The following is a 20,667-nucleotide window of genomic DNA, read 5'->3' as shown; positions in this document are numbered from 1 at the left end:
TGCGCGAGAGCTTCGACACCAGACGCGCCCGGTGGGGAGGCTTCGGCCCGTGCACGCAAGTGCACCCGGGCGCCTGCGCCCGCTGCCCGTTGTGGACCGGGCTGGGGGCCGCTGCCGAGCGCGTGCCGTTCAACTCGCCGCGTGTACTGATCCGGGTCGATACGGCGTACGAGGTGGGCGCCCCGTTCTCCGGAGGGCGGACCACAACGCTGTGGATGACCGACGACGCATCCGACCCCGACTACCGGCGTCACGGGCAGTCGTGGACGTGGGGGCGCCTGGCCCGGCTGCGGGGCTGGGAGCTTGGCCGTGCTCGGCGCGATGAGATCGGCGAGGGCTTCTGGATGGACCGCACCAGCTGGGCCCCGGCGCCGCACGTAGAGGTGCGGACTCGAGTCCGGGCGTCGACGAGGCACGCGCTTCTCGTGGCGGGTCAGGGCGCCTGCCTGGTGATCTGCTCGGGCGGCTGCGGCCACGACGAGCAGCTGCTCAACGCGATCGGCCATCAGGTGCCCGAGGCTCTGGATGACGAGCCCGCGAGGACGGATGGTCTCCAGCTGCAACTGGCCACCGATAGGTCGGGCCAGCGCGTTGCGGCGTGGGGGAGGTCGGGCCTGATGCTCGCGGGCGATTGCGTGGGGTCCGTTCGACTGTCCTTGACGGGTTCCCAGTGGACCGGCCAGCAGGTGCAAGGGGTTGCTGCCGCGCTGTTGGAGTACGGCCGGGTGCAGGTCGGCGTTTCGGGAACCACTGGACACCCCCCTAAGGCATAGTAGAATTAATGTATGCGGAGGGCGGCAGCGCCTTCACACCGAGAGGAGATCCGCGTGTCGCTCACCCACCCCCCGGTCCACTGCGCCGATACCTTCAACTTCCAGGCGCCCGAGTGCGACAGCTGCGACGGGCTCGGATGGGAGGTCTACCTCCACGGCCCGCACGAGCAGACGCGGGAGTGCGCCCAGTGCCACGGCATCGGCCGACGCATCGACTGCCCGGACTGCGAAGACGGCGTGAGCCCCGACACCGACGACACGTGCCCGACCTGCGACGGCTTCGGGGCCCTCTACTGATCAGAAATAGGCCACTACCAATGAAGGATCCGGAATGAAGCTCGGCGACGCCCTCACCCACGAAGCACTCACCACCGGAAGCGGCTTCACAGTATCCGTCACCGCCACCGGCAACCGGCGCCTGGCCATCACCCTGGACGGGGGCGGCATCCAGCACTTCGAACGCCCCGCCGCCGGCGGCCCCGGTGACTGGATCGCCACCGACCTGGAAGGCGAGGCCAGCGGCTGCGCCTTCCACGAACCCGTCACCGCCGAGTGGGGTCGCGGCCTGGAACTCATCGCCACAACCCGAACCCAGAAGGGCTGAACCATGGAGTACACACTCGGCACGGTCGTCACCCAGACCAGCAGCGGATCCACCTCCCCGATCCTCCTACTCGGCGAGGTCTCGGGCTACGCCACGGACCCGTTCACCGGCGAGCGCCTGGTGGCCGTCCTCTGGAGCGGCATGAACAAGGCGCGGCTCTACGACCCCGACGACGTGGTCGAGGTGGACTGACCCACGAAAAATAGGCCACTACACAAAATCGTGTTACGGTCCTGCACATCAGGCCACAGGCACGGCCCGACACCCACCCACCTCCGGACGGGCAGCGACACCCCGCGCCCAGCCCGCCCGGACCGGCTCGTCAGATACGAGCCACCCCCTCCGGCCGGGACCCGCCCCCACTGCGGGTCCCGGCCCACCCATGGAGAAGCAGATGCCTACGACCACGACCTACGACGACCTCGAAGAGGCACAGGCCATGGAGCAGTACGGGCACCCCCTCGCCGAACTCGTCAGCGAGCGGTACTCGGTCGACGCCGTCCTGCGGGACCGACACCGCCGGACGAACCCCCGGCCCCCGGCACCCGCCTACGCCCCTCAGTCCGACCCGAAGGCCGCCGAGCACTACGCCGTTCTTGAGGCTGCGATAGCGAACTGGACCTACCGGCCGGCCGCGAGCACCCCGTGACCGAGGAGCAGTTTCGCCGCCAGGTCAGGCAGCTGGCCCTACTCCGCGGCTGGACCCTCGCCTATCACACCCACAACAGTCAGCGCAGCGACGCCGGTTGGCCTGACGAGGTGTACGGGCACCCGCTCACCCAGCGGACGCTCTTCGTCGAGTTGAAGACCGACACCGGCAAGGTGCGACCCGCCCAACGCGAGTGGCTGACACACCTGGCGGCGTGCGGTCTCGAAGTGGCCCTGTGGCGGCCGCGCGACCTTCCGCTCATCGTCGCCACCCTCGCGCCCAACGGCCCGCACTCCGCACTCCCCAACACGTTCTAACCAGGAAGACGCCATGGACCACGACCCCGACTCCGCCCCGGCCCCCGGCTCGGTCTGGTGCAACTCCTGCGACAGCTGGTTCAACGTCATCACCAACACCTGCCGTTGCAACAACCGCTAAGGGACAACACGATGCCCTACACCCCCGCGGCCCGCCGATCCTCCACTCGCACCCGGCCCACCCTCGCCCCCTCCGCCGAGCAGGCCCTCGCGGAGATCGCCGAGCTCTCCAACAGGCTCTGCGAGGACCTCGCGGGCGCCCAGTGGTCCACCGCTGCCCGCATTCGCCAGCTCGCCGAGGCACCGTACGCGAACGGAGTCACCCGCTGATGCACGCCCGCTTCGAGCCCCCGCCCTCCCGGAACTCGGACGCCGACACCGCCGCAAGATCCCTGAGGGACCGGCACGGCGAGTGGGCGCACGTGGACGCACGCGACTCGACCAGCCGGGCGGCGAATCTCGCCTACCGCATCCGCGCCGGCCTGCACTCCAGCTTCCGCCCGGCGGGCGCCTACGAAGCGCGGTCTCAGGGCACAGACGTCTGGGCGCGGTACGTAGGCCCCCGCGCCACGGCAACCTAGATTGGCTCTATCGACGACAAGCGGCTCCAGTCGGAAGGTGACCTCTGGCTCCACTTGGGCTGGGTGGAGTTCGTGTTGATGGGTTTTGGCTCCAGTGGGGGGCTGGTGGTGGGAGGTTCGGGGTGCTAGCGAGCCCAGGCCGCAGCCGACGCAGCGGACAGCTGACCCCGCGCCCGCGTACCGCGGAAGACAAACACGTGGCCGGGCCGGGCATGCGCCCGGCCCGGCCACGGCTGATCGTCTCCGCGTTCAGCGGTGATGGCGGACGGGTCAGCAGGTGATGCTGCCGCCGGTGGCGTTGCAGGTGTCGGTGCCCGCACCGCCGTTGATGGTGCCGCCGACGTTGCTGGTGCCGCCGGGGGTGCCGCCGGTGGCGGTCAGGTGGTCGTTGCCCGCGCCGCCGTTGAGGGTGCCGGTGTTGCCGGCGCCGCCGGTGTTCGCGTCGCCGCCGCCCTTGCCGCCGGTTGCGGTGAGGGTGTCGTTGCCGCCGCCGCCGTTGACGGTGCCGGTGTTGCCGGTCCCGCCGTGCGCGGAGGAGACCGGGTTGGCGTTGTCGAAGTTGGGCTCACCGCCGGTGATGCTGAAGGTGTCGCCGGCGAGGGCGCTGCCGGTCAGGGTGCTGGAGTTACCGACACCACCAGCATGGTTGCCCGCACCCCGCCCGCCGGTGATCGTGACGTGGAAGGCGCCGGACAGGACGCTGCCGTCGATGCGGGTGCCGCTCCCGGAGGTGCCGGCGCCGCCGGTTCCGCCCTCAGGCCTGTCGTCGGTGCGGTAGGCGTCGGCTCCGGTGATGGTGACGGTGTCGCTGCCGGAGAAGTTGGTGATCGTCCCCCCGGTCATACCCGCCGCACCGTTGCCCGTATCGTCGCCGCCGACGCTGTATGTACCCCCGCGGATGGTGATCGTGTCATTCGCCGCGCCACCGTCGATGGTGCCTGCGGTGACCCCGTGAGTGTTGCCGTTGCTCTGGATACCGCCTTCGATGGTAATGGTGTCGACGCCGAGGAGGTCGAGGTCGCCGGGGCCGGTGCCGCCGTAGACAGCGCCGCCGGTCATGCCCGGCTTACCGTTGCCTGAGGAGCTGCCGCTATCGCCGATGATGCTGATGCGGTCGTTGCCGACACCGCCGTAGATCGCGCCTCCGGTGAAGGTGCCCTCGACCTTGATCGTGTCGTCACCGTCACCGCCGAGAATCCTGGCGGAACCGGCACTGGTGCCGAATGTACCTCCGTCCCCGCCGAAGATGATGGTGTCGTTGCCCGCACCCCCGCAGACCGTGACGCCACTGTCGCTGCTGAAGGTGATGGTGTCATCGCCTCCCAGACCCGCGATGACGTCGTTCTCATCTGCCTGTTCGAGGGTGTCGTTACCTGCCGTCCCGACGATCGTGGCGACCTTCCCGTCGCACATCGTCGCGGCGGCCGCCCCGGCCGTCGCAGCGCCGGGCAGCGTGAACGCCGCCAGCGATACGACCACCGCTGCCGCCGACAGCACGGTCCGGGACCTCTTCCTGAGACCTGTGTTCATGACGTCCTTCCCTTCACACTTCTTCGTTGATGTCCTGCGTCCGGTCCGGCGCAGGCGCGCCGGACCGGGGGCCCCGGTCCGGGGCCTGTCTGGAGGAACGTTCTGCCTCACCGGGGCACCGCAGCCCCCTGGGCACACCCCGCAGGGCAGGTGAGGGAGCCACCGGCCGGGGAACTTCACCCCGCCCCTGGACAGGGCACGGCAGACCGGCCCCGTCCGCCGACAGTCCGGCGGGGCATAGCTGTTGCCCGGCACGGCGACCGGTACGGATGCGGCTGGAGAGAGGTGTGCAGAACGGTCCGGGACATGGGCCCGCGGCAGGACTCCGACTCACATCGAGAACAGCTGGAGCAACACCGAGGAACCACGGCAACGGGCCGTGCGAATTAAGGAGCTAAAGGAAGATCACGGGGGCGCGGTGATCGGTGAAGTGCCTGCGCGGCCACGGGGTCTGGGTGGCACGGAAGCTGACGGATAGCTGAATGATCACGGGGTCTGGGTGATCGACGGGCGGCCTCAGTACCGGTCCCGGACCGACTGCGGCATCACATGCGGGAGGCACGGACGGACACTGTCACCAGGCCCGCCTGCGGCTGACCAGAACCGATTCTGCCCATCGGCACAACGATGCCGCGAACGCGACCTGGGGCATTCACACGAATGCCCCAGACGTAACGATTCCTCAGGTCTCCGTTGCCCGTGGAACGTGCGGACCCGACGGCGGGCCGGGTGCGGGCCCCCACCTCGGCAGGGGTGCTCCGGTTGGAGGAGGCGCTTACGGCCATGTGGGCGGCCACGCCCGTGTCGTGTCGAAGCGCAGGGCGGCGGTGGCTTCCACGGCGGAGGACTGCGGCTCGTACCGGACGTACTCACGCGGTCCGACAACGCCGGGTCAGGCAAGATCCGTAAGACGGCCTAGGCAGGCTCTGTGTGGCAAGCGAGAGGAAAGCCAGGTGGCTCCCAATCTCACCGACAATCATGCCGCTAGAAGATCCTCAAGCGGATCCAGGACAGACCTTCCAGTGGAGCTGGTTGTCACTGACAAAGCCACTAGATCAAGCACACATGCCCGCCTGACCCAATCGGTAGAGGTGCGCGGTACCGGCCCTCAGGGATATCGGCCGCAGAGTTCCGGGTTCGACACCCGGGGTGGGCCCTTAACCCATGGCGTAGTTCTCGGCGGAGGGCGGCTCGAGGTAGCCGCCCTCCGCCGGGCTGCGTTCCATGTCCGCATGAACGGTCACCTGGACTCCGTCCACGCCCGGAATTCTCCGGGGCTGAGTCGAGCTGGACAGCCAGAGCGTCGAGATCCGCTCCGCTGCCGCCTGGGCCGCGTCGAGGTCCTGCGCGGTGATCTCAATGCGCAGGAGGCCCGCCTGATTCGCTTCGATGTTCACAGCGGAACAACGACTCCGCACGCCCAGCGTCGCGCCTAAGGTGTGACAGCCGGGCGACTCCACTCCTCCGCGACTGGGGCTACGACCGATGCCCCGTACGGGCGCCCTTCCGAACGAATGCTCCACTCCTGGAAGCCCGAGATCGACTTGCGCGCCAAATCGAACAGGTGGCCTAATTTCTGCATGTCGCGAACCACCTTCCCCGATGATCTTCTGCTGACCCAGGTCCGCGTGATTCGGACCTACGACGCTCTCACCCGGCAGCGTCCGACACTCGGCACCACGGCTCTCCGACGCCAGCTGATTCAGGAGCTCCGCGAGCTGTACGCCCACCCCTACTGGACCGAGCCGGGCCACTCCTACGCCGCACTGGTCGAGCTGCGGCGTGAGGCTCGCACCCTCGCGTGGGTCGTCGCGGCGTGAACCCGCCCCTTCGTCGCAGCCCTGACCCCGACAGGGGAGCATCTGCGTAACTCGCCCGATACGATCGGTCTGTGCCCCGCCGCATCCCCCGTCGGCGGGGCACGATCACGTCCAGGGTCGGGCTCGACCTGCGGGCCGAAAGCGTCCAGGTCCGGGGCGAAATTCAGCTGCGATGGCGCGTACCCCCTCCACGCTTCCGCCCTCAACGCGCATGATGCTGGGCGGCGTTGCGTTCTGCGCCTGCCGACACCGTCCGGCCTCGCCGCCGCTCTCCTTGGGGGACTCATGAACGCCTCCGTCCATCCCGACTCGGGGCTCAAGCGCGCCCGCCAGTCGCGGCACATGACGCTGGAGGAGGCAGCCGCAGCCCTGAACGCCATCACGCGCGGCTCGACGGACGCGAGCCTGCTCAGCGCGTGGGAGTCCGGCCGCAAGCGGACGGGGTTGAAGAACCGGCGGGGCCTGTGCCAGCTGTACCGGGAGCGGGGGGAGATCCTCTTCGCCCATCAGGACGGCGCCGAGAACACGAGCGTGCTGGAGGCGAGCGGCACCGCCGTGGTGGTGCGTGTCCTGAACCGGCACTCCGATCTCCTGGAGGCCATGGTCGAGGTGGTGGCCGGCGCCCGCGAGCAGCTGGTGGTGACGGGGTCGCGGTCCAGGGAGAAGTCGTACTTGTCGGCGATCGAGACGACAGTGGCGCAGCAGCCGGACCTTGTGCACTACCGGGTGCTGTACGGGCCGCCCAAGCATGAGGCTCTCGCCGCCCACCTGCTGCGGCTGCTGGAGTTACGTGATCCCGGGGAACGCCGAAACGGGCAGAAGACCATGCACATCGGGATGGTCGAGCCGTCGTCCGCGATGGAGCGATTCTTCGTCGCTTCGGAGACCGCCGCAGTGGTGCCGCTCCCGAGCTTCCACGGGGCCGACGGCTTCGACTGCGGGGTCCTGCTAAACCGGGAGGCTGCCGTGGGCCTGCTCCAGCATGGGAAAGAAGCGTGCGCGTCGGCAAGGCCGTTGGAGACGATGGCGGCTGTACGCGCGCTGCCGCACCGGCAGGGCGGGGCGCTGTGACAGGGAGAAGCGTGAACGAGACCGTGGCGGCTGCAGCCCATCAGGTGGAGTCCGTGGTGGGGCTGGCCCAGGATCTGATCCGGCAGCCCAGCCGGGGCGGCGTCGATGACTACGGTCCGGTGCTCACAACGCTGGAGGCGTGGCTGACTGCCCGGGATCTGCCCCACCGGCGTCTCCACGACGCGGACGGCCACCTCGTCGGCCTCCTGGTGGAGATCGCGGGTGGCAGGCCCGGACCGTGGTGGACGCTCGACGCCTGCGTGGACACCGCCGACTTCGGTGACGCCCGCTCCTGGTCGTTCTCCCCCACCGTCGCCGATGTCCAAGACGGCTGGCTGCGGGGCCGGGGATCGGCCGACTCGAAACTGGCGGCCTCCGCGTTCTGCCACATCGCGGCCCAGATCCACGAACGCGCGCACGAGCTGGCCGGCGGGCTCGCGGTGCTTCTCGATGTCGATGAGCACACCGGCGGCTTCGGCGGCGCCCTGGCCTACCTCGCGGACCCCCACGCCCCTACCCCTGCGGGCGTGATGATCGGCTACCCCGGCATGGACGAGGTCGTGGTGGGCGGGCGCGGGCTATGGCGGGCAACGATCTCCGTGCACGCCCCCTCTGGGCATTCAGGGTCGAGCCGCACCGTCATGGGCGCGATCTCCCGCGCCGCCGTCCTCGTGCAGCTCCTGGACGCGGCGCAGCTCCCCCAGACCCCCGAGGCCGGCGCGCGCTTCCCGCTGCCTCCCAAGCTGTCCGTGACCGCGTTCCACGGCGGACAGGGGTTCTCCGTCGTACCGCAGCGGTGCGACCTCAACATCGACGTGCGCACCACCCCCGGCTTCGATGCGGCGGACGCCGAGAACCTGGTCCGCAAGACGGTCGCGGAGTTCGACGCGGAGCTTCCCGGCCCGCAGCCCACCGGCATCGAGCTCGTGGCGGCCTGGCCGCCGTTCCAGCTCGGGGCCGAAGAACAGCCCGCCGCGGCCCTGATGTCCGCAGCACACCGGCTCGGGGCACCGGTGCGTCCCAAGACCGCCGGACCCTCCAACATCGGCAACCTGCTGGCCATGTACGGCATCCCGGCCACCGCGGGGTTCGGGCTCCCCTACGAAGGGCTGCACGGCATCGATGAGCGGGCGGACCTCTCCGAGCTGCCTCGGGTCTACGCGATCTACCACCAGGCCGTTCTGGATCTGCTGGATGCGCCCTGACCTCGGCACGTCCCAACCCGATACCAGGTTCCTCCCAGACAGCATCCCAGTAAGGGCCCAACTGCGACTCTTCTGAACGCTGTTGGGCCGGGGTGTCATAGAGGTGTTCGAACGGCCGACCGGGGCGAAAGCAAGACCGGACGGGCGTCGGACAGTCCCTACCCCCCCCGAGCATTCTGTGGAGGATGCAATGGACGTCAACGAGACCTCCGAGTACGTCACCCCGGCCGTGTCGACCCTCGGCACGGTCACCGGCGCCACCCTCGGGTCGGCCGGCAACGACAACGCGGACGACACCCAGTACTGGTCCTAACCCGCCCGCCCGAAAGGGCGTCACGCGGTGAGCAGGTGCCCGGGACGACCCGCCAGGTCGGGAGTCCCGGGCACTTTCGCTGAGACGGCGAAGGTCCGGTTCGTAGGTGCAGGAGGGCGGGGCGATGAGGTTCGTGGCAGGGATGTACGACACCGGGCGCGGCAGGGCGCCGGGCGGGAGGTGGCAGCCGTGCGCACGGCGCGAGATCCCCATGGAGGGGCCGGGCCGTATCTGGTACGCGAACTACAGCGACGTGGAGGTCCGCACCAGCCCGGCTCTGGGCGGGTCCGCCGAGGTCGTGGCGCTCGGCTCGTGCCTGGCCACGGCCTCCGAGCTGCGCGAGGCCAGGGATGCAGCAGAGCGCGGGAACACGGCGTTGGCTTCGCGGCTGCCGGGGGCCTACCTGAGCGTGGTCCGCACCGCAGACACCGTGCGGGTGGCCGGTGATCGCGCCGGGACGATCCCCGTGTTCTGGGTCGTGGACGGCGAGGCGGTCCTGTGGTCGACGTCGGCTCTGGTGCTGGCGGCGTACGAGGGGTCGCAGCCATCGTTGGAGGGTCTGGCCGCCTCGTTCACCGTCCACCGGATCGATCCGCTGGGCCGCCGTCATTCGTACTTCGAAGGGGTCAGCAGGGTCCCCCCGGGCTGGGCGCTGGTGCTGGAGCCCGGCCGGCTCCCGCGCACCGAACCGGTCACGCCTTCCGTCTCCGGCACGCTCAGTTTCGAGGACGGAGCCGAGGCCCTGGCGGAACGGCTCACGACGGCGGTGGTGCGCCGCGCGGCCCTCTACGGCAAGACGTCCACCGACATCTCCGGGGGCATCGACAGCAGCGTAGTGACCGCCGTGGCATCTGAGCGGGCCCCGGTCCTCGCCATCACCTACACCGACCGGCAGATGGCCGCGGAGGACGACCTGCTGTACGCGCGGCGTCTCGCCGAGGATCTGCCCGGTGTCGAGCACGCGGTGGTCGACGGTTCCGCGCAGGGGGTGAAGCACTTCGACCGGCTCGGCAGTCTCACAGGTCTCCCGTTGACCGACAGCCCGTCGCTGAGTTTGGGCCTCTTGGCCATCAAGGCCGCGCACCTGGAGCCCGCGCTCGCCTACGGCTCCCGCGCCCACCTGACCGGACGCGGCGGCGACGACGTACTGGATGCGCCCCCGACGACGTACCTCGACCTCTTCCGCAACGGGCAGCGGGCAGCGGCCGTCCGTCACACCAGCGCGTACGCCCGTGCCCGGCAACGCTCCGTCCTCTCCGTCCTCAACGAGGCCGCCCACACCACGCGCACGACGTACCCGCAGGCGTTGACGCGGCTCGCGGAGGAGCTGGAATACCCCTCGCCGCTGGTTTCGCGGCCGGGGCCGATGGCCTGGTGCGGGCCGACAGCTGCCGCAGCGTGGCTCACCGCCGGCGGACGGTCCGCCGTAGCCGACCTGGTGGATGACGCGGCCCGGCGCGCGGACCCGGACACCCGGCCGGGGGCACTTCACGAGCGGCTCGCTCTGGAGCGGATGGGGGAAGAGCACGCGACGTTCGACGCCATCGCCCGCCAGCGGTGGGGCCTTCCGATCCACGCCCCCTACCTGGACACGCTCGTCGTCGACGCCTGCCACGCGGTCCCCGGCTGGGAACGCTCACGCCCCGGGGACTTCAAGCCCCTGGCCCGTGCAGCGTTCAGCACGGTCATGCCCGCGTACGCGCTGAACCGGCGGACGAAGACGGCGCACACGCAGAGCGTCTACGCCGGTCTGCGGGCCAACTCCACCTCCCTGACCGGAATCATCAGGTCCTCGGCCCTGGCGCAGGCCGGGCTGATCGACCCGGTTCGGGTCGTCGCCGCCCTGGAGGCTGCCGTGCACGGGGAGCCCGCCGCACTGGCCGGGCTGCACAGCCTGGTCGCCATCGAACGGTGGCGGGCCTCCCTCCCCATCCGCCGTGAGCTGTTCTGGGAGCAGGTACCGGCCACGAAGGAGGCGGTGTGAAGCGCGCCAGCGGCGTCCACGCCGCACGGACCAGCGCCGGTGTCGCTCTGCTGGACACCCGCCGAGGACGCGGACAGTGGCGGTTCCTCGACCCGGTTGGCGCCGAGCTGTGGGCAAGGACGACCGCAGGCATGGCGGTGCCCGAGGCGATCGAGGAACTGGTCGCGCACTGGTCGAGCCGGGGCGTCGACGCGGACCGAGTGCGCGCAGACCTGCGCGCGGTCGCCGACGATCTCGAGACCGCCGGACTCGCTGTCGGCGTCCAGGAGCCGCCCGCAGGCGACGAGACCGTCCCGACGGTCCGCTTCGCCTCTGCCGGGGGCGTCCCACTGCGACATCAGATCGCCGGCCAGGCCGGGCTGGCGTTCGCTCTCGTGTTGCTGCGGTGCCTGCCCGTGCGCTGCTCCGTGTCCGTTGCCCGCGCCGCGACGCGGCTCCCAGGCCGGGCTGCGACCGCCGACGAGGCTGCCCTCGCTCACGCAGCTGTTCGCCGGGCGGCCCTCGGCTGGCCTGGACGGGCCGCCTGCCTGGAGGAGTCCCTGGGTGCCTACCTTGCCGCCGCGCTGACCGGCCTCCATGTCCGCTGGGTTCTGGGCGCACGCTTCGTACCGCACGGTGCGCACGCCTGGATCGAGGCCGAAGGAGTCGCTGTCGGGCAAGCCGAAACCGACCGCGTGTGGCCGTACGCACCCGCCCTCCAGGTGGAACGATCGAACTGAAATTCGCCACCCCTCGCCACCACAACCACCCGTATGGGTGAGCCGTTGCTCCATGCGTGACAGACACACAACCCCGCATCAGCGGCACGGAAGACACCACTCCCACCCCCTCCAGCGCCGCCCGCCGGTGGTCCGCTGTCCGCCGGAACCGAACTCCGGCGGTCGGCGACGTCCTGCCGCAGTACAAGGTGAGCGCCGAGCGTCACGAAGACGCACTCGCCGACTCGCTACCCACCATGCTTCGCCGCCTGCCCGCCCTCGCCGCCGCCGCGCTGCGCCTGGCCTGGACGGCTGATCGGCGTGCCGTGCTGTGGCTGGCCGTGCTCCAGCTTGTCGGCGGGGCTCTGACCGCGATCGGCCTGTACGCCACCCGCGGCGCCCTCACCCCGCTGTTTACGCCCGGGGCAGCGGCCGACCGGCTGCAGCAGGCCCTGCCGTCCCTCGCATTGATCACCGGCGCGGCCGTCGCCCGCTCCCTGGCCTCCGCGATGGCGGTGAGCGTGACGGCGTGCATCGGCCCGCGCGTCGATGGCATGGCGGAGCTGCGCTACCTCGACGCCGCCACCCGCGTCCCGCTCGCCTCCTACGACGACCCCGCGTGGTGCGACCACAGCGAAGCCGCCAACCGGGCCTCGAAGGACACCCACCTCATGGTCGAGGCCCTCGCCTCGGTGGCCGCGTCCACGCTCGGGATCCTTGCCGCCCTCGGGATCCTCGCCACCCTGCACCCCGTGCTGGTGCCGCTACTGCTCCTCGCCGTCCTCCCCAAGGGAGCCGCGGCCGTCTACAGCGCCCGGGCCGGCCACCGCGCCGAGCGGCACACGCTCGCCGACCGGCGGCTTCGGCACACGCTGATGTACCACACCTCCGGCCGCGCGACCGCTCTGGACGTCCGCGCGGCCACGATGCGGCCCTGGCTGCTCTCCGAGTTCGGGACCGTCACCCGGCGCCTTGAAGCCCATGCCGAACAGGTCGGGCGCAGCACCGCCCGCTATCAGCTCCTCGGGGACGCCCTCGCCGGCGGCGCGATGCTCCTGGTCTACGCGGCTCTGGTGTGGCTGGTCACCGGCGGGACCGTGCCGATCGCCGCCGCAGGCACAGCAGTGATCGCCGTACAGACCAGCCGCATCCTCCTGACCGGGCTGGTCACCGGCATCCACACCACCTACAAGGTCGGCCTCTACCTCCAGGACTGGGCCAGCTTCCTCAAGGACGCCGACACACGAACCCGTCTCCCTCTCCCGGCGGCCACCGTCCCCGCGGAGCCCGGCATCATCCGCGCCCAGAAAGTCACCTTCACCTACCCCGGCAGCAAGGCACCCGCCCTCTCCGATGTGTCCGTGACCGTCCACCGGGGCGAAGTCCTCGCCATCGTCGGCGCGAACGGCTCCGGCAAGTCCACCCTCGCCAAAGTCCTCTGCGGCCTCTACGCCCCCGACCAGGGGGCTGTGACCTGGGACGGCATCAACCTTGCCGATGCCGACCCCGAGGAAATCTGGCGGCGCCTGGCCATGCTCCCCCAGGACATCGCCCGCTGGCAGACCACCGCCCGCGCCAACATCACCCTCGGCCAGGGCGAAGGCGGAGATGCTGCCGTCCTCGCAGCAGCAGCGGCGGCCAGCGCCGACGCGGTACTCGAACGGCTCCCCGACGGCCTGGACACCAACCTCGCACCCTCGCAGTGGGGCGGCGTGGACCTCTCCGGCGGCCAGTGGCAGCGACTCGCCGCCGCCCGCGCGTTCTACCGAGCCGAGGCCCCGCTCCTCATCTGCGACGAACCGACCTCCGCGCTCGACCCGCGCGCCGAGGAGGCAATGTACGAGCGGATCCGCGCCCTGAGCGCCGGGCGCACCGTCATCCTCATCACCCACCGCCTCGGCTCAACCCGGTCCGCTGACCGCATCCTTGTACTCGACCGCGGGCACGTCATCGAAGAGGGCACCCACGACACGCTGATCGCGCAGGACGCCGAGTACGCCGCGATGTGGCGGAAGCAAGCCCAGACGTACAGCGACGTGGCCGTATGAGGCAGCCGGAGGAGCGACCCGCTTGATCACCTAGGGTCGTAGGTGGGCGCGGGGCTGGAGCCCCGTGTCCACTGACGCATCTCGCATTCCTGCTTCGCTGGCCGACCTCGTCGTGCCGCTCGCGGACCTGGCCCCGTTCCACCGCAACCCCCGCACCGGCGACCTGGACGCCATCGCGGAGTCCCTGTCCACGCACGGCCAGTACAAGCCGATCGTGGTGAACCGCGGTACACACACCGGCCGTCCGAACGAGATCCTCGCGGGCAATCACACGGCGAAGGCCGCCCGCAAGCTCGGCTGGGACGACATCGCGGTCACCTGGCTGGACGTTGACGAGGCCACCGCCGCGAAGATCGTCATCGTCGACAACCGGACCAGCGACCTGGCAGGTTACGACACGGCTCTCCTCGCGGACATCCTCACCGACCTCCCGAACCTGGAGGGGACCGGCTACGACCAGGAGCAGCTGGACGACCTCCTGGACGACACCTCTCTGCCCGCGCCAATCGAGCTGCCGAGCGACGGCGCTGGCACGGGGGCCGCTGCGACCGTGGACTACCTCCAGTGGGGCTACCTCCAGTGGTCATCCACCCGCGTGCGGATCACGCAGGACGAGGTGGAGTTCCTCAACGCGATCTATAAGCGGTACGTGGACGAGCAGGACTCCGACCTCGGGTTCGGCTGGCACGTCCTCAACGAGGAGCACCACGCCAGTGAGGGGGACGCGGCGTGAACCCCCTCGACGTACGGTTCGATCCCGCCTATCCGCTGGAGAAGTTGCGGCCGGCGGACTACAACCCTCGACGCCTGTCGGAGAGTTCCTTCGTCCGCCTCCAGGGATCGCTGCGCCGCCACGGCGTGGTGAAGCCGGTCATCCTCAACGCAGACGGGACCCTGGTCGCCGGTCACCAGAGGACCAAGGGGTTGAAGGCGATCGGGCAGACCACGGTGCCCGCGATGATCCTTCCCCAGAAGGTGCGTCTCCAGGACGAGATCAAGTTCAACCTCCTGCACAACCGCGTCGAGACTGAGAGCAGCGTCGTCTACGCGGAGGCCGGGCCGATCGGCCAATGGTGCTGGATTCCGTGGCAGAGCATCGAGGTTATCGCCTCCCGCAACCTGCCGTTCCAGCAGGCGATCGGGTTCATGACCGCAGCTCACGGCCCCTGGGGATCTGTCGTCATCGATGACCAGGGCCGTGTGGTCCTGAACGCCGAGTACGCGGCCGTTGCCCGCGCCCAGAGGTTCGACATCCTCGCGTGGACCGTCGCCTCCTTCGACGCCGGCCAGCTCGTGGAAGACCTGACCGGGGAGTACGGCGTCTACGACTGGACGGGGCTGGAGGATCAGGCCCCCGTCTGGAATCAGCACATCGTCCAGCCGAATCGGCTGCGCGAGCACTCCTCGAAGGCGAAGGCCGACAAGGTCCGCTACAAGTCGGAGGTGTGGGAGCGGCTGGTTCTGCCGTGGCTCACGACCTCGCACCGGGTCGTGGACTTTGGGGCGGGACACGGTGACTACGCGAAGTACCTGCGCGCTCAGGGCTACCAGGTCCAGGACTACGAGCCGTACCGGACGCTCAAGGGCAAGTACAGCCTCGACGTCCGCGGGATCGTGTCGATGATCCGCGGGATCGAACGGGAGCTTCGAGAGCGGGGGTTGTACGAGGTCGTCGTGTTGGACTCGGTGATCAACGCGACCACCTCCCTCGAATACCAACACTGGGTGCTGCTCACCGTGAACGCGCTGTGCGCAGCCGACGGGCAGGTGTGCATCGGTACCCGGAACCTGGAACGCGAGAAGGCGTACGAGACCTCCGGGCACTCCATCAGCCGTGACTCCACACGCCTGGCGTTCCTGGACAGCGAAAACGTGGACATGCGGTTCGTGCGCGGGAAGTGGCAGCGGATCCGGTACCACACCCCCGAGTCGCTGCGCGGCCTCCTGTCCCGCTACTTCGAGGAAGTCGAGGTGAGCGACGTGACGCGGGCGACCGTCAAGGCTGTCTGCCGCAAGCCGCGCCCCTTCCCTGTCGAGGAATACGAGGAGGCCTTTCGGAATGAATTCAATATGCCTTACCCCAACGACTTCCGACATGACAAACATGAGGGAATCGTCGAAATTCTGATAGAATTGATCAAGGATAGGAATAATCAAATGGAGGGGTAGTAAATGGAATCGGGGGCGAATCATGAAAAGGTTCGCATAGAAATAGAATCACGCGAAAAGTACGGCATCGTGTGGCTGGCCGGGATACGCCAGCTCGACCTCACACAGCACTGCCTTAAGACGTTCGCCGAGTGCGACAGGCCGACGGTAGACCGCCGGCTGGAGAGGCAGACCCTGCTCCTGCCGGCGGACTCTCCGCCGGTGGCCTGGTACCTGTGCGCGCTCCCCACCCCCTGGGATTGGAGCCGTAACGCGCACCTGGCCTTCGAGTACGCACCCGGTGAGCTGTGGGAAGGGAACGCCCTGACCCCTGGGCTCCGAGTACGGCTGACTGACGCCAGACCCATCACTGGCTGGGGGGAGCATTCCATTCCGGCCGAGGCACCGATGCGACAAGCTCGACTGTTTCGGACGTGCCGGAACTGGCAATTCGGCTGGTGGCTTCGAACCCACAGGGAAGTTCCCGATGCCCCCGAGAAGCTATCTCGACCGGACCCACGGGGGGACACCGGGCAGCTCGCCTTCGAGTAATTCGGCCGATGCTGTTCAGCCAGTGGCTTGAACGACCTCTTGTATAGCAGTCTGGCGGCCCGCTAGCGTCTGTGGGCCGCCAGGCGCATGTCTGGCGAAGGAACAGGCCCTCAGGGTCACGGTCGGGAAGGGCGTCACAAGTGCCATCAGCGAGTCGGTACCAAGCCTGCCGCTGACTCACGCAGTTCGGGTCAGCGGGGCGGTTTGAACTTGGACGTTCTGCCGGAGACGGCAGACCCCGAACCGAGGGAGAACTCTGCCCTCGGAGCGGAAGCCAGGTTGCTCGCCCCGACTCGCAACTGAGGAGACACCTTGTTCGACCGCCTTGTTGACGTACTCGCCCAGGCCAAGACGCTCCGCGCCCTCGTCGACTTCCTGACGATCGTCGTGCGCATCATCCCGGCCCTGTTCGTCGTGATCGCCCTCATTCCCTCATTCGTCGTCTTCGCCTTCATCGCGGACGGGCCCCGCCGCTCCGTCCTCGACATCGTCGACCGCCTCACGAAGTGGACCCTGGCACAGAGCTAGCCCTTCCCCGCCCGGCCCCCGCGTCCGTCAAGGCACTCGGACGCGGGGCGGGCTGTGCCACACCCGCGGGCGGCACCCTTCGCTACAGGATCATGGGAGGGTGGCGCGGGGCCCAGGAGTTGTGTTCATGGGCCGCCCCACTCGGGCCGTGCGTGCTGCAATCACCCAACGCCGCGCCGACGCGATCGATTTGAAGCTGGCCGGCGTCGACTGGCTGACCATCGGACGGAAACTCGCCGCCGATCCGTCGATCAACAGCGATGGTGTCGCCTACCCGCAGGGGTACGGCATCGACACCTACAAGCGAGGCGACGAGCCCCCCACCGATTCCCGGCTGATCGAGCTCGCCTGTAAGGACGTCTCCAAGGCCTTGGCCGAGCGCAGCACCGTGCTGGACGACAGCGCCGATGAGCTGCGCAAGCTGATGGTGGAGCGCCTGGAGCGGCTCTTCTTCGGCGTCTACCGGTCCGCGATCCGCAACGGTGACCTCCAGGCCGTCGACCGCGCCGTGCGCATCATCGAGCGCAGCAGCCACCTTCTGGGACTCAACCGGCCAGTACGCACTGAGGTGTCAGGTCCGGACGGCGGCGCCGTGCAGGTCGAGACCGCGGGGCTGGAAGAGCTCCAGCGGCTGATCGCTCTCGCGGGCGACCCGGGCGAGGGTGGCCAGGGCTGACGAGGCTGCGGTCCTCCAGCTGTACCGGTCGCTTCCCGCGCCGCGCCGCCGTGAGATAGCCGCCGCCTCCACACCACAGCTCCGTGCCCAGCTCGCCCGCATCGAGCGGGACATGGCGATGGATCGCTCCCCGGGGGCGATGGCTTCCGTCCTCACCGAGGGCCGGGAGATGCAGGCCCCGCACCTGGGACTGATCGACGCTGCCTTCGAACGGGTCGCGGCCGGCGTCCCGACGAAGCTGCTGCTCACCATGCCTCCCCGGCACGGCAAGAGTCGTAGGGCCGCCCGCTGGGCACCGCTGTGGTACCTGCGGCGGCGCCCCGAGCACCGGGTGATGATCGCCTCCTACTCCTCCGACCTGGCCGACGACCACGGCCGGTGGATCCGCGACGCGATCCTCACCTACGGGCCGCAGATCGGGATCTCGCTGCGGCCGGGCTCCTCGGCGGCAAACCGCTTCGATTTGTCGGGGACCGAGGGCGGCGCCGTCATGGCGGGCGTCGGCGGTGGCCTGACCGGTAAGGGCGCCCACCTCGCGGTGGTGGACGACCCGATCAAGGACGCCGCCGAGGCGTCCTCGCCCACGATGCGCAGGCGCCTGTGGGAGTGGTGGCAGGCCGTCCTCCTGACCCGTATCGAGCCGGGCGGCTCCGTGATCCTCATCCAGACCCGATGGGACGAGGACGACCTCGCCGGCCGAGTCCTCGCCGACGAGGGCAGCCGCTGGACCGTCATCGACCTGCCCGCTCTCGCCCTGTCCGACGACGACGCCCTCGGGCGTCAGGTGGGCGGTCCGCTCTGGCCGGAGCGGTACAACGAAGCCGCGCTCGCGGAGATCCGCCGCTCTGTAGGTGAGCGCGTCTGGTGGAGTCTCTACCAGCAGCAGCCCCGGCCGCAGGACGGCGGAGTCTGGGACTGGGCGTGGATCACCGGCCACCGGATCAGCGCCGCGCAGCTGCGTGGCATCGACCTCAGCCGGATCGTGGTCGCAGTCGACCCCGCGGGGGGCGAGTCCGCTGTGGGCGACGAGACGGGCATCGTCGCGGCGGCCCGCGACGCCGAAGGCCACATGTACGTCCTGGACGACCGGTCCGGAAACCGTGGCGCCGACGCCTGGGGCCGAGAGGCGTGCCTGCTCGCGATCGAGCTGCGGGCGGACGCGATCGTGGTGGAGGCCAACTACGGCGGCGACATGAGCCGCCAGATCCTTCACCAGGCGTGGCAGGAACTAGCGCGCGAGCAGCGCACCGAGAACATGCTGATGCCCGCCGTGCTCTCGGTCACCGCGAAGCACGGCAAGAGGCTGCGCGCCGAGCCCATCGCCCAGCTGTACGAACAGGGCCGTGTCCACCACGTCGGACAGTGGCCGCAGCTGGAGCAGCAGATGGTGACCTGGGTCGCCGGAATGGACTCCCCCGACCGAATGGACGCCGCTGTGCACGCCATGACCGAGCTCGCCGATCCGCAACGCAGCGGCGCCGCATCCACCGGCTACCAGGACGGGAGGTTGTCAGGACGTAGGTAGCTGTGAAGGGGTGGCTATGCGGGGCGAGATGTCCGCTTGCGGGGTTGGTCACCGGTCGTGCGGGGGTCCAACCGGGGGCTCCATCGGAGATCCTTGGGGAGGACCCCCGCTGCTCGGGCCCGCATGGTCCAGCGGCTTGCCGTGGAGTAGGAAACCGCATCAACCCCCCACACCGCGCGCATCAACTTCAGCGGAGGAAGAGGAGCCTTCGGGCGCCGACGACCTGTTTTCTTGTCCGTCACCATCTTGCGTTGCGAAAGGGCAAATCTGTACAGGATGGCTACCTGACGGAGATGTTGCTCGCCACGGTTCCGCGCGCCGAGCGGGCCGGCTACAAGACGGGCCGTCTCCAGATGAGGGCGCAAGTCATACCGGCAGATGCTCTCGGTGTAGTCCACGGACGGAACAGCCAGCCGCAGGATCTGAGAGACCGGCATCGCGCCGACCGCCTTGGGCGTGAGGGCGTGAGGGGATTCCGGTCGGGCCGGTTCCATCGTCAGCGCGCAAACGTGATGGTCACGGCGGGAGAACTTCACGTGGAACTCCCACTCCTCAAATCCCGTCACACCTCCCACTCGCGCACCTTGGCTTGTTGCATCCATGCGAGGGGATGCCTCCGAGGGCCCCTCTCGGTGGCCTGACCGTCTGGTGGCCTCCTCGGCAGGCTCGCCCCGCCCGGGCCTGCTGGCCTGCGTGATGACGCCAAGGACCTTGTGCTTTCGCGCTTCGCGCAGCCAGTTGTTGACGCATCCGAGACTCCGGCTCCACACGGCTGCAACGACGTGTCGAGGCGGGAGCCCTCTGTGCACAGCAGCCTTGTACACCGCGGCGACCATTCGAGAGTGTGACTCTCCGCCTCCGCGGGGGCGCCTAGACCACGATTGGTCGAGTTCCCGTGCAACCTCTGTGCCGAGGTTCGCCGCAGTGCTTGCGACAGCAAGCATCCTGTCGCCTGCCTGCCGGAACGAGTGCCTGCCCTCCGTTGGCAGTGGCCGCCCGTCTTCGGAGCAGACGGTCAGGCAGAAGGCCCGCAAGATGCCGTGCTGCCCCGACTTGAAGCCGATCGTCACCAACAAGCCTGGGAGTCCCGGCGCTCCTCGAAGCTCCACGCCGACCGTTTCACCATCCGCGGAGCCATCGCCACCGGACATCACCTGCACGTCCACTCGCTCACCCCCTCCGACGTTTACTAATTCTGGCCTACTGAGGAGGCTTTTGGGGGACATCGCGTGACACCTAGGTTCGACATGCCCCGGCCGGGCTCCCAACAGCGACCACTCCTTTGGAGTTCTGCATGTCAAACCCCTCAGCGTCCCCCCAGCGTTCACCCTTGCCCCCTTCGATCCGCCTCGGTCTGGCCCTCTCCCTCAGCCTCGGCATCCTCTTCGGCTGCATGACCCTCTACAGCCTGTTGACCAGCCCGTCCATGACCTCAGCTGGCTGGGTGGGGCTCTGCGGAGTGGCTATGGGTGTCTGGGACAAGCTCCTCACGCACAGCATGGCGCTGCGGGCGACCTCTGAGCCCAACAGGGAGTGAGCACCTGGGAGCGCGCGTTCGCTCCCCTACGCTGTAGGTGGCGTGGGGCTGTCGAGGGTGATCTTCTCGTGGGCCTGCGCACTTTCGTGTCCGATGCCTGGTCGTGGC

22 protein-coding genes are annotated in these 20,667 nt (G+C 69.3%); 20 read left to right on the top strand and 2 right to left on the bottom strand.

Going from position 1 to position 20,667, the window contains the following annotated elements; genetic code table 11:
* Window positions 1-215: 215 nt before the first annotated feature.
* The 7 genes from ACZ4UB_RS10070 to ACZ4UB_RS10040 all read left to right on the top strand — a co-directional run bounded on the left by ACZ4UB_RS10070 (window position 216) and on the right by ACZ4UB_RS10040 (window position 2,673).
* A complete protein-coding gene (locus ACZ4UB_RS10070; protein ID WP_468069530.1) occupies window positions 216-773 on the top strand; it encodes a hypothetical protein in 558 nt (185 codons plus the stop codon).
* A gap of 54 nt (window positions 774-827) precedes the next feature.
* Window positions 828-1,070, top strand: coding sequence for a hypothetical protein (locus ACZ4UB_RS10065; RefSeq protein WP_468069528.1), 243 nt, complete (start codon window positions 828-830; stop codon window positions 1,068-1,070).
* A gap of 34 nt (window positions 1,071-1,104) precedes the next feature.
* Window positions 1,105-1,377 carry a hypothetical protein gene (locus ACZ4UB_RS10060; RefSeq protein WP_468069527.1) on the top strand — a complete coding sequence of 91 codons (273 nt, stop codon included), beginning with the start codon at window positions 1,105-1,107 and terminating at the stop codon, window positions 1,375-1,377.
* A 3-nt stretch (window positions 1,378-1,380) separates the two neighbouring features.
* Window positions 1,381-1,569, top strand: coding sequence for a hypothetical protein (locus ACZ4UB_RS10055; RefSeq protein WP_468069525.1), 189 nt, complete (start codon window positions 1,381-1,383; stop codon window positions 1,567-1,569).
* A 202-nt stretch (window positions 1,570-1,771) separates the two neighbouring features.
* Window positions 1,772-2,026: a hypothetical protein gene (locus tag ACZ4UB_RS10050; protein ID WP_468069524.1), complete on the top strand. Its 255-nt coding sequence runs from the start codon at window positions 1,772-1,774 to the stop codon at window positions 2,024-2,026.
* Complete coding sequence (locus ACZ4UB_RS10045) at window positions 2,023-2,343, top strand: VRR-NUC domain-containing protein (protein ID WP_468069523.1); 321 nt, start codon at window positions 2,023-2,025, stop codon at window positions 2,341-2,343. Before ACZ4UB_RS10050 ends, ACZ4UB_RS10045 begins: the two co-directional genes overlap by 4 nt.
* A gap of 132 nt (window positions 2,344-2,475) precedes the next feature.
* Window positions 2,476-2,673, top strand: a complete 198-nt coding sequence (locus ACZ4UB_RS10040) for a hypothetical protein (protein WP_468069522.1) — start codon at window positions 2,476-2,478, stop codon at window positions 2,671-2,673.
* A gap of 521 nt (window positions 2,674-3,194) precedes the next feature.
* Here ACZ4UB_RS10040 and ACZ4UB_RS10035 read toward each other — a convergent pair.
* Window positions 3,195-4,454, bottom strand: a complete 1,260-nt coding sequence (locus tag ACZ4UB_RS10035; RefSeq protein WP_468069521.1) for a hypothetical protein — start codon at window positions 4,452-4,454, stop codon at window positions 3,195-3,197.
* 1,157 nt (window positions 4,455-5,611) lie between these two features.
* A complete protein-coding gene (locus ACZ4UB_RS10030; protein WP_468069520.1) occupies window positions 5,612-5,851 on the bottom strand; it encodes a DUF6207 family protein in 240 nt (79 codons plus the stop codon).
* Window positions 5,852-6,034: 183 nt separating this feature from the next.
* Between ACZ4UB_RS10030 and ACZ4UB_RS10025 the strand changes: the two genes are divergently transcribed.
* From ACZ4UB_RS10025 to ACZ4UB_RS09965, 13 genes are all read left to right on the top strand, one after another.
* A complete protein-coding gene (locus tag ACZ4UB_RS10025) occupies window positions 6,035-6,274 on the top strand; it encodes a hypothetical protein (RefSeq protein WP_468069518.1) in 240 nt (79 codons plus the stop codon).
* Between the two features lie 285 nt (window positions 6,275-6,559).
* Window positions 6,560-7,345, top strand: coding sequence for an XRE family transcriptional regulator (locus tag ACZ4UB_RS10020; RefSeq protein ID WP_468069517.1), 786 nt, complete (start codon window positions 6,560-6,562; stop codon window positions 7,343-7,345).
* Between the two features lie 11 nt (window positions 7,346-7,356).
* Entirely contained in the window at window positions 7,357-8,550 is a 1,194-nt protein-coding gene (locus ACZ4UB_RS10015; protein ID WP_468069516.1) for a M20 family metallopeptidase, read from the top strand.
* Window positions 8,551-8,740: 190 nt separating this feature from the next.
* Entirely contained in the window at window positions 8,741-8,863 is a 123-nt protein-coding gene (locus tag ACZ4UB_RS10010) for a hypothetical protein (protein ID WP_468069515.1), read from the top strand.
* A 124-nt stretch (window positions 8,864-8,987) separates the two neighbouring features.
* Window positions 8,988-10,847: an asparagine synthase-related protein gene (locus tag ACZ4UB_RS10005; RefSeq protein WP_468069514.1), complete on the top strand. Its 1,860-nt coding sequence runs from the start codon at window positions 8,988-8,990 to the stop codon at window positions 10,845-10,847.
* Window positions 10,844-11,566 carry a lasso peptide biosynthesis B2 protein gene (locus ACZ4UB_RS10000; RefSeq protein WP_468069513.1) on the top strand — a complete coding sequence of 241 codons (723 nt, stop codon included), beginning with the start codon at window positions 10,844-10,846 and terminating at the stop codon, window positions 11,564-11,566. Before ACZ4UB_RS10005 ends, ACZ4UB_RS10000 begins: the two co-directional genes overlap by 4 nt.
* Before the next feature lie 56 nt (window positions 11,567-11,622).
* On the top strand, window positions 11,623-13,593 hold the full coding sequence (locus tag ACZ4UB_RS09995) for an ABC transporter ATP-binding protein (protein ID WP_468069511.1): 1,971 nt from the start codon (window positions 11,623-11,625) through the stop codon (window positions 13,591-13,593).
* A gap of 64 nt (window positions 13,594-13,657) precedes the next feature.
* Entirely contained in the window at window positions 13,658-14,326 is a 669-nt protein-coding gene (locus tag ACZ4UB_RS09990) for a ParB/RepB/Spo0J family partition protein (RefSeq protein ID WP_468069510.1), read from the top strand.
* Window positions 14,323-15,762, top strand: a complete 1,440-nt coding sequence (locus ACZ4UB_RS09985; RefSeq protein ID WP_468069509.1) for a ParB N-terminal domain-containing protein — start codon at window positions 14,323-14,325, stop codon at window positions 15,760-15,762. Before ACZ4UB_RS09990 ends, ACZ4UB_RS09985 begins: the two co-directional genes overlap by 4 nt.
* Window positions 15,763-16,605: 843 nt before the next feature.
* Window positions 16,606-16,821 carry a hypothetical protein gene (locus ACZ4UB_RS09980; protein ID WP_468069507.1) on the top strand — a complete coding sequence of 72 codons (216 nt, stop codon included), beginning with the start codon at window positions 16,606-16,608 and terminating at the stop codon, window positions 16,819-16,821.
* A 148-nt stretch (window positions 16,822-16,969) separates the two neighbouring features.
* Window positions 16,970-17,497, top strand: a complete 528-nt coding sequence (locus ACZ4UB_RS09975; RefSeq protein WP_468069506.1) for a hypothetical protein — start codon at window positions 16,970-16,972, stop codon at window positions 17,495-17,497.
* On the top strand, window positions 17,484-19,022 hold the full coding sequence (locus ACZ4UB_RS09970; protein ID WP_468069505.1) for a terminase large subunit domain-containing protein: 1,539 nt from the start codon (window positions 17,484-17,486) through the stop codon (window positions 19,020-19,022). The genes ACZ4UB_RS09975 and ACZ4UB_RS09970 overlap by 14 nt, the downstream gene beginning before the upstream one ends.
* Window positions 19,023-20,352: 1,330 nt before the next feature.
* Entirely contained in the window at window positions 20,353-20,559 is a 207-nt protein-coding gene (locus ACZ4UB_RS09965) for a hypothetical protein (protein ID WP_468069504.1), read from the top strand.
* Window positions 20,560-20,667: the final 108 nt, after the last annotated feature.

It is taken from the genome of Streptomyces sp. NPDC028419 (assembly GCF_055565515.1).
Note: the sequence above shows the minus strand (reverse complement) of the source record. Positions and strands in the feature narration are given on the sequence as shown.

What these genes read in the sequence shown, in the direction of transcription:
- ACZ4UB_RS10060 (WP_468069527.1), top strand. Translation starts at nt 1,105, where the DNA reads ATGAAGCTCGGCGACGCCCTCACCCACGAAGCACTCACCACCGGAAGC.
- ACZ4UB_RS10025 (WP_468069518.1), top strand. Translation starts at nt 6,035, where the DNA reads ATGTCGCGAACCACCTTCCCCGATGATCTTCTGCTGACCCAGGTCCGC.
- ACZ4UB_RS10055 (WP_468069525.1), top strand. Translation starts at nt 1,381, where the DNA reads ATGGAGTACACACTCGGCACGGTCGTCACCCAGACCAGCAGCGGATCC.
- ACZ4UB_RS10035 (WP_468069521.1), bottom strand. Translation starts at nt 4,454, where the DNA reads ATGAACACAGGTCTCAGGAAGAGGTCCCGGACCGTGCTGTCGGCGGCA.
- ACZ4UB_RS10040 (WP_468069522.1), top strand. Translation starts at nt 2,476, where the DNA reads ATGCCCTACACCCCCGCGGCCCGCCGATCCTCCACTCGCACCCGGCCC.
- ACZ4UB_RS10010 (WP_468069515.1), top strand. Translation starts at nt 8,741, where the DNA reads ATGGACGTCAACGAGACCTCCGAGTACGTCACCCCGGCCGTGTCGACC.
- ACZ4UB_RS10070 (WP_468069530.1), top strand. Translation starts at nt 216, where the DNA reads ATGACCGACGACGCATCCGACCCCGACTACCGGCGTCACGGGCAGTCG.
- ACZ4UB_RS10020 (WP_468069517.1), top strand. Translation starts at nt 6,560, where the DNA reads ATGAACGCCTCCGTCCATCCCGACTCGGGGCTCAAGCGCGCCCGCCAG.
- ACZ4UB_RS10005 (WP_468069514.1), top strand. Translation starts at nt 8,988, where the DNA reads ATGAGGTTCGTGGCAGGGATGTACGACACCGGGCGCGGCAGGGCGCCG.
- ACZ4UB_RS10050 (WP_468069524.1), top strand. Translation starts at nt 1,772, where the DNA reads ATGCCTACGACCACGACCTACGACGACCTCGAAGAGGCACAGGCCATG.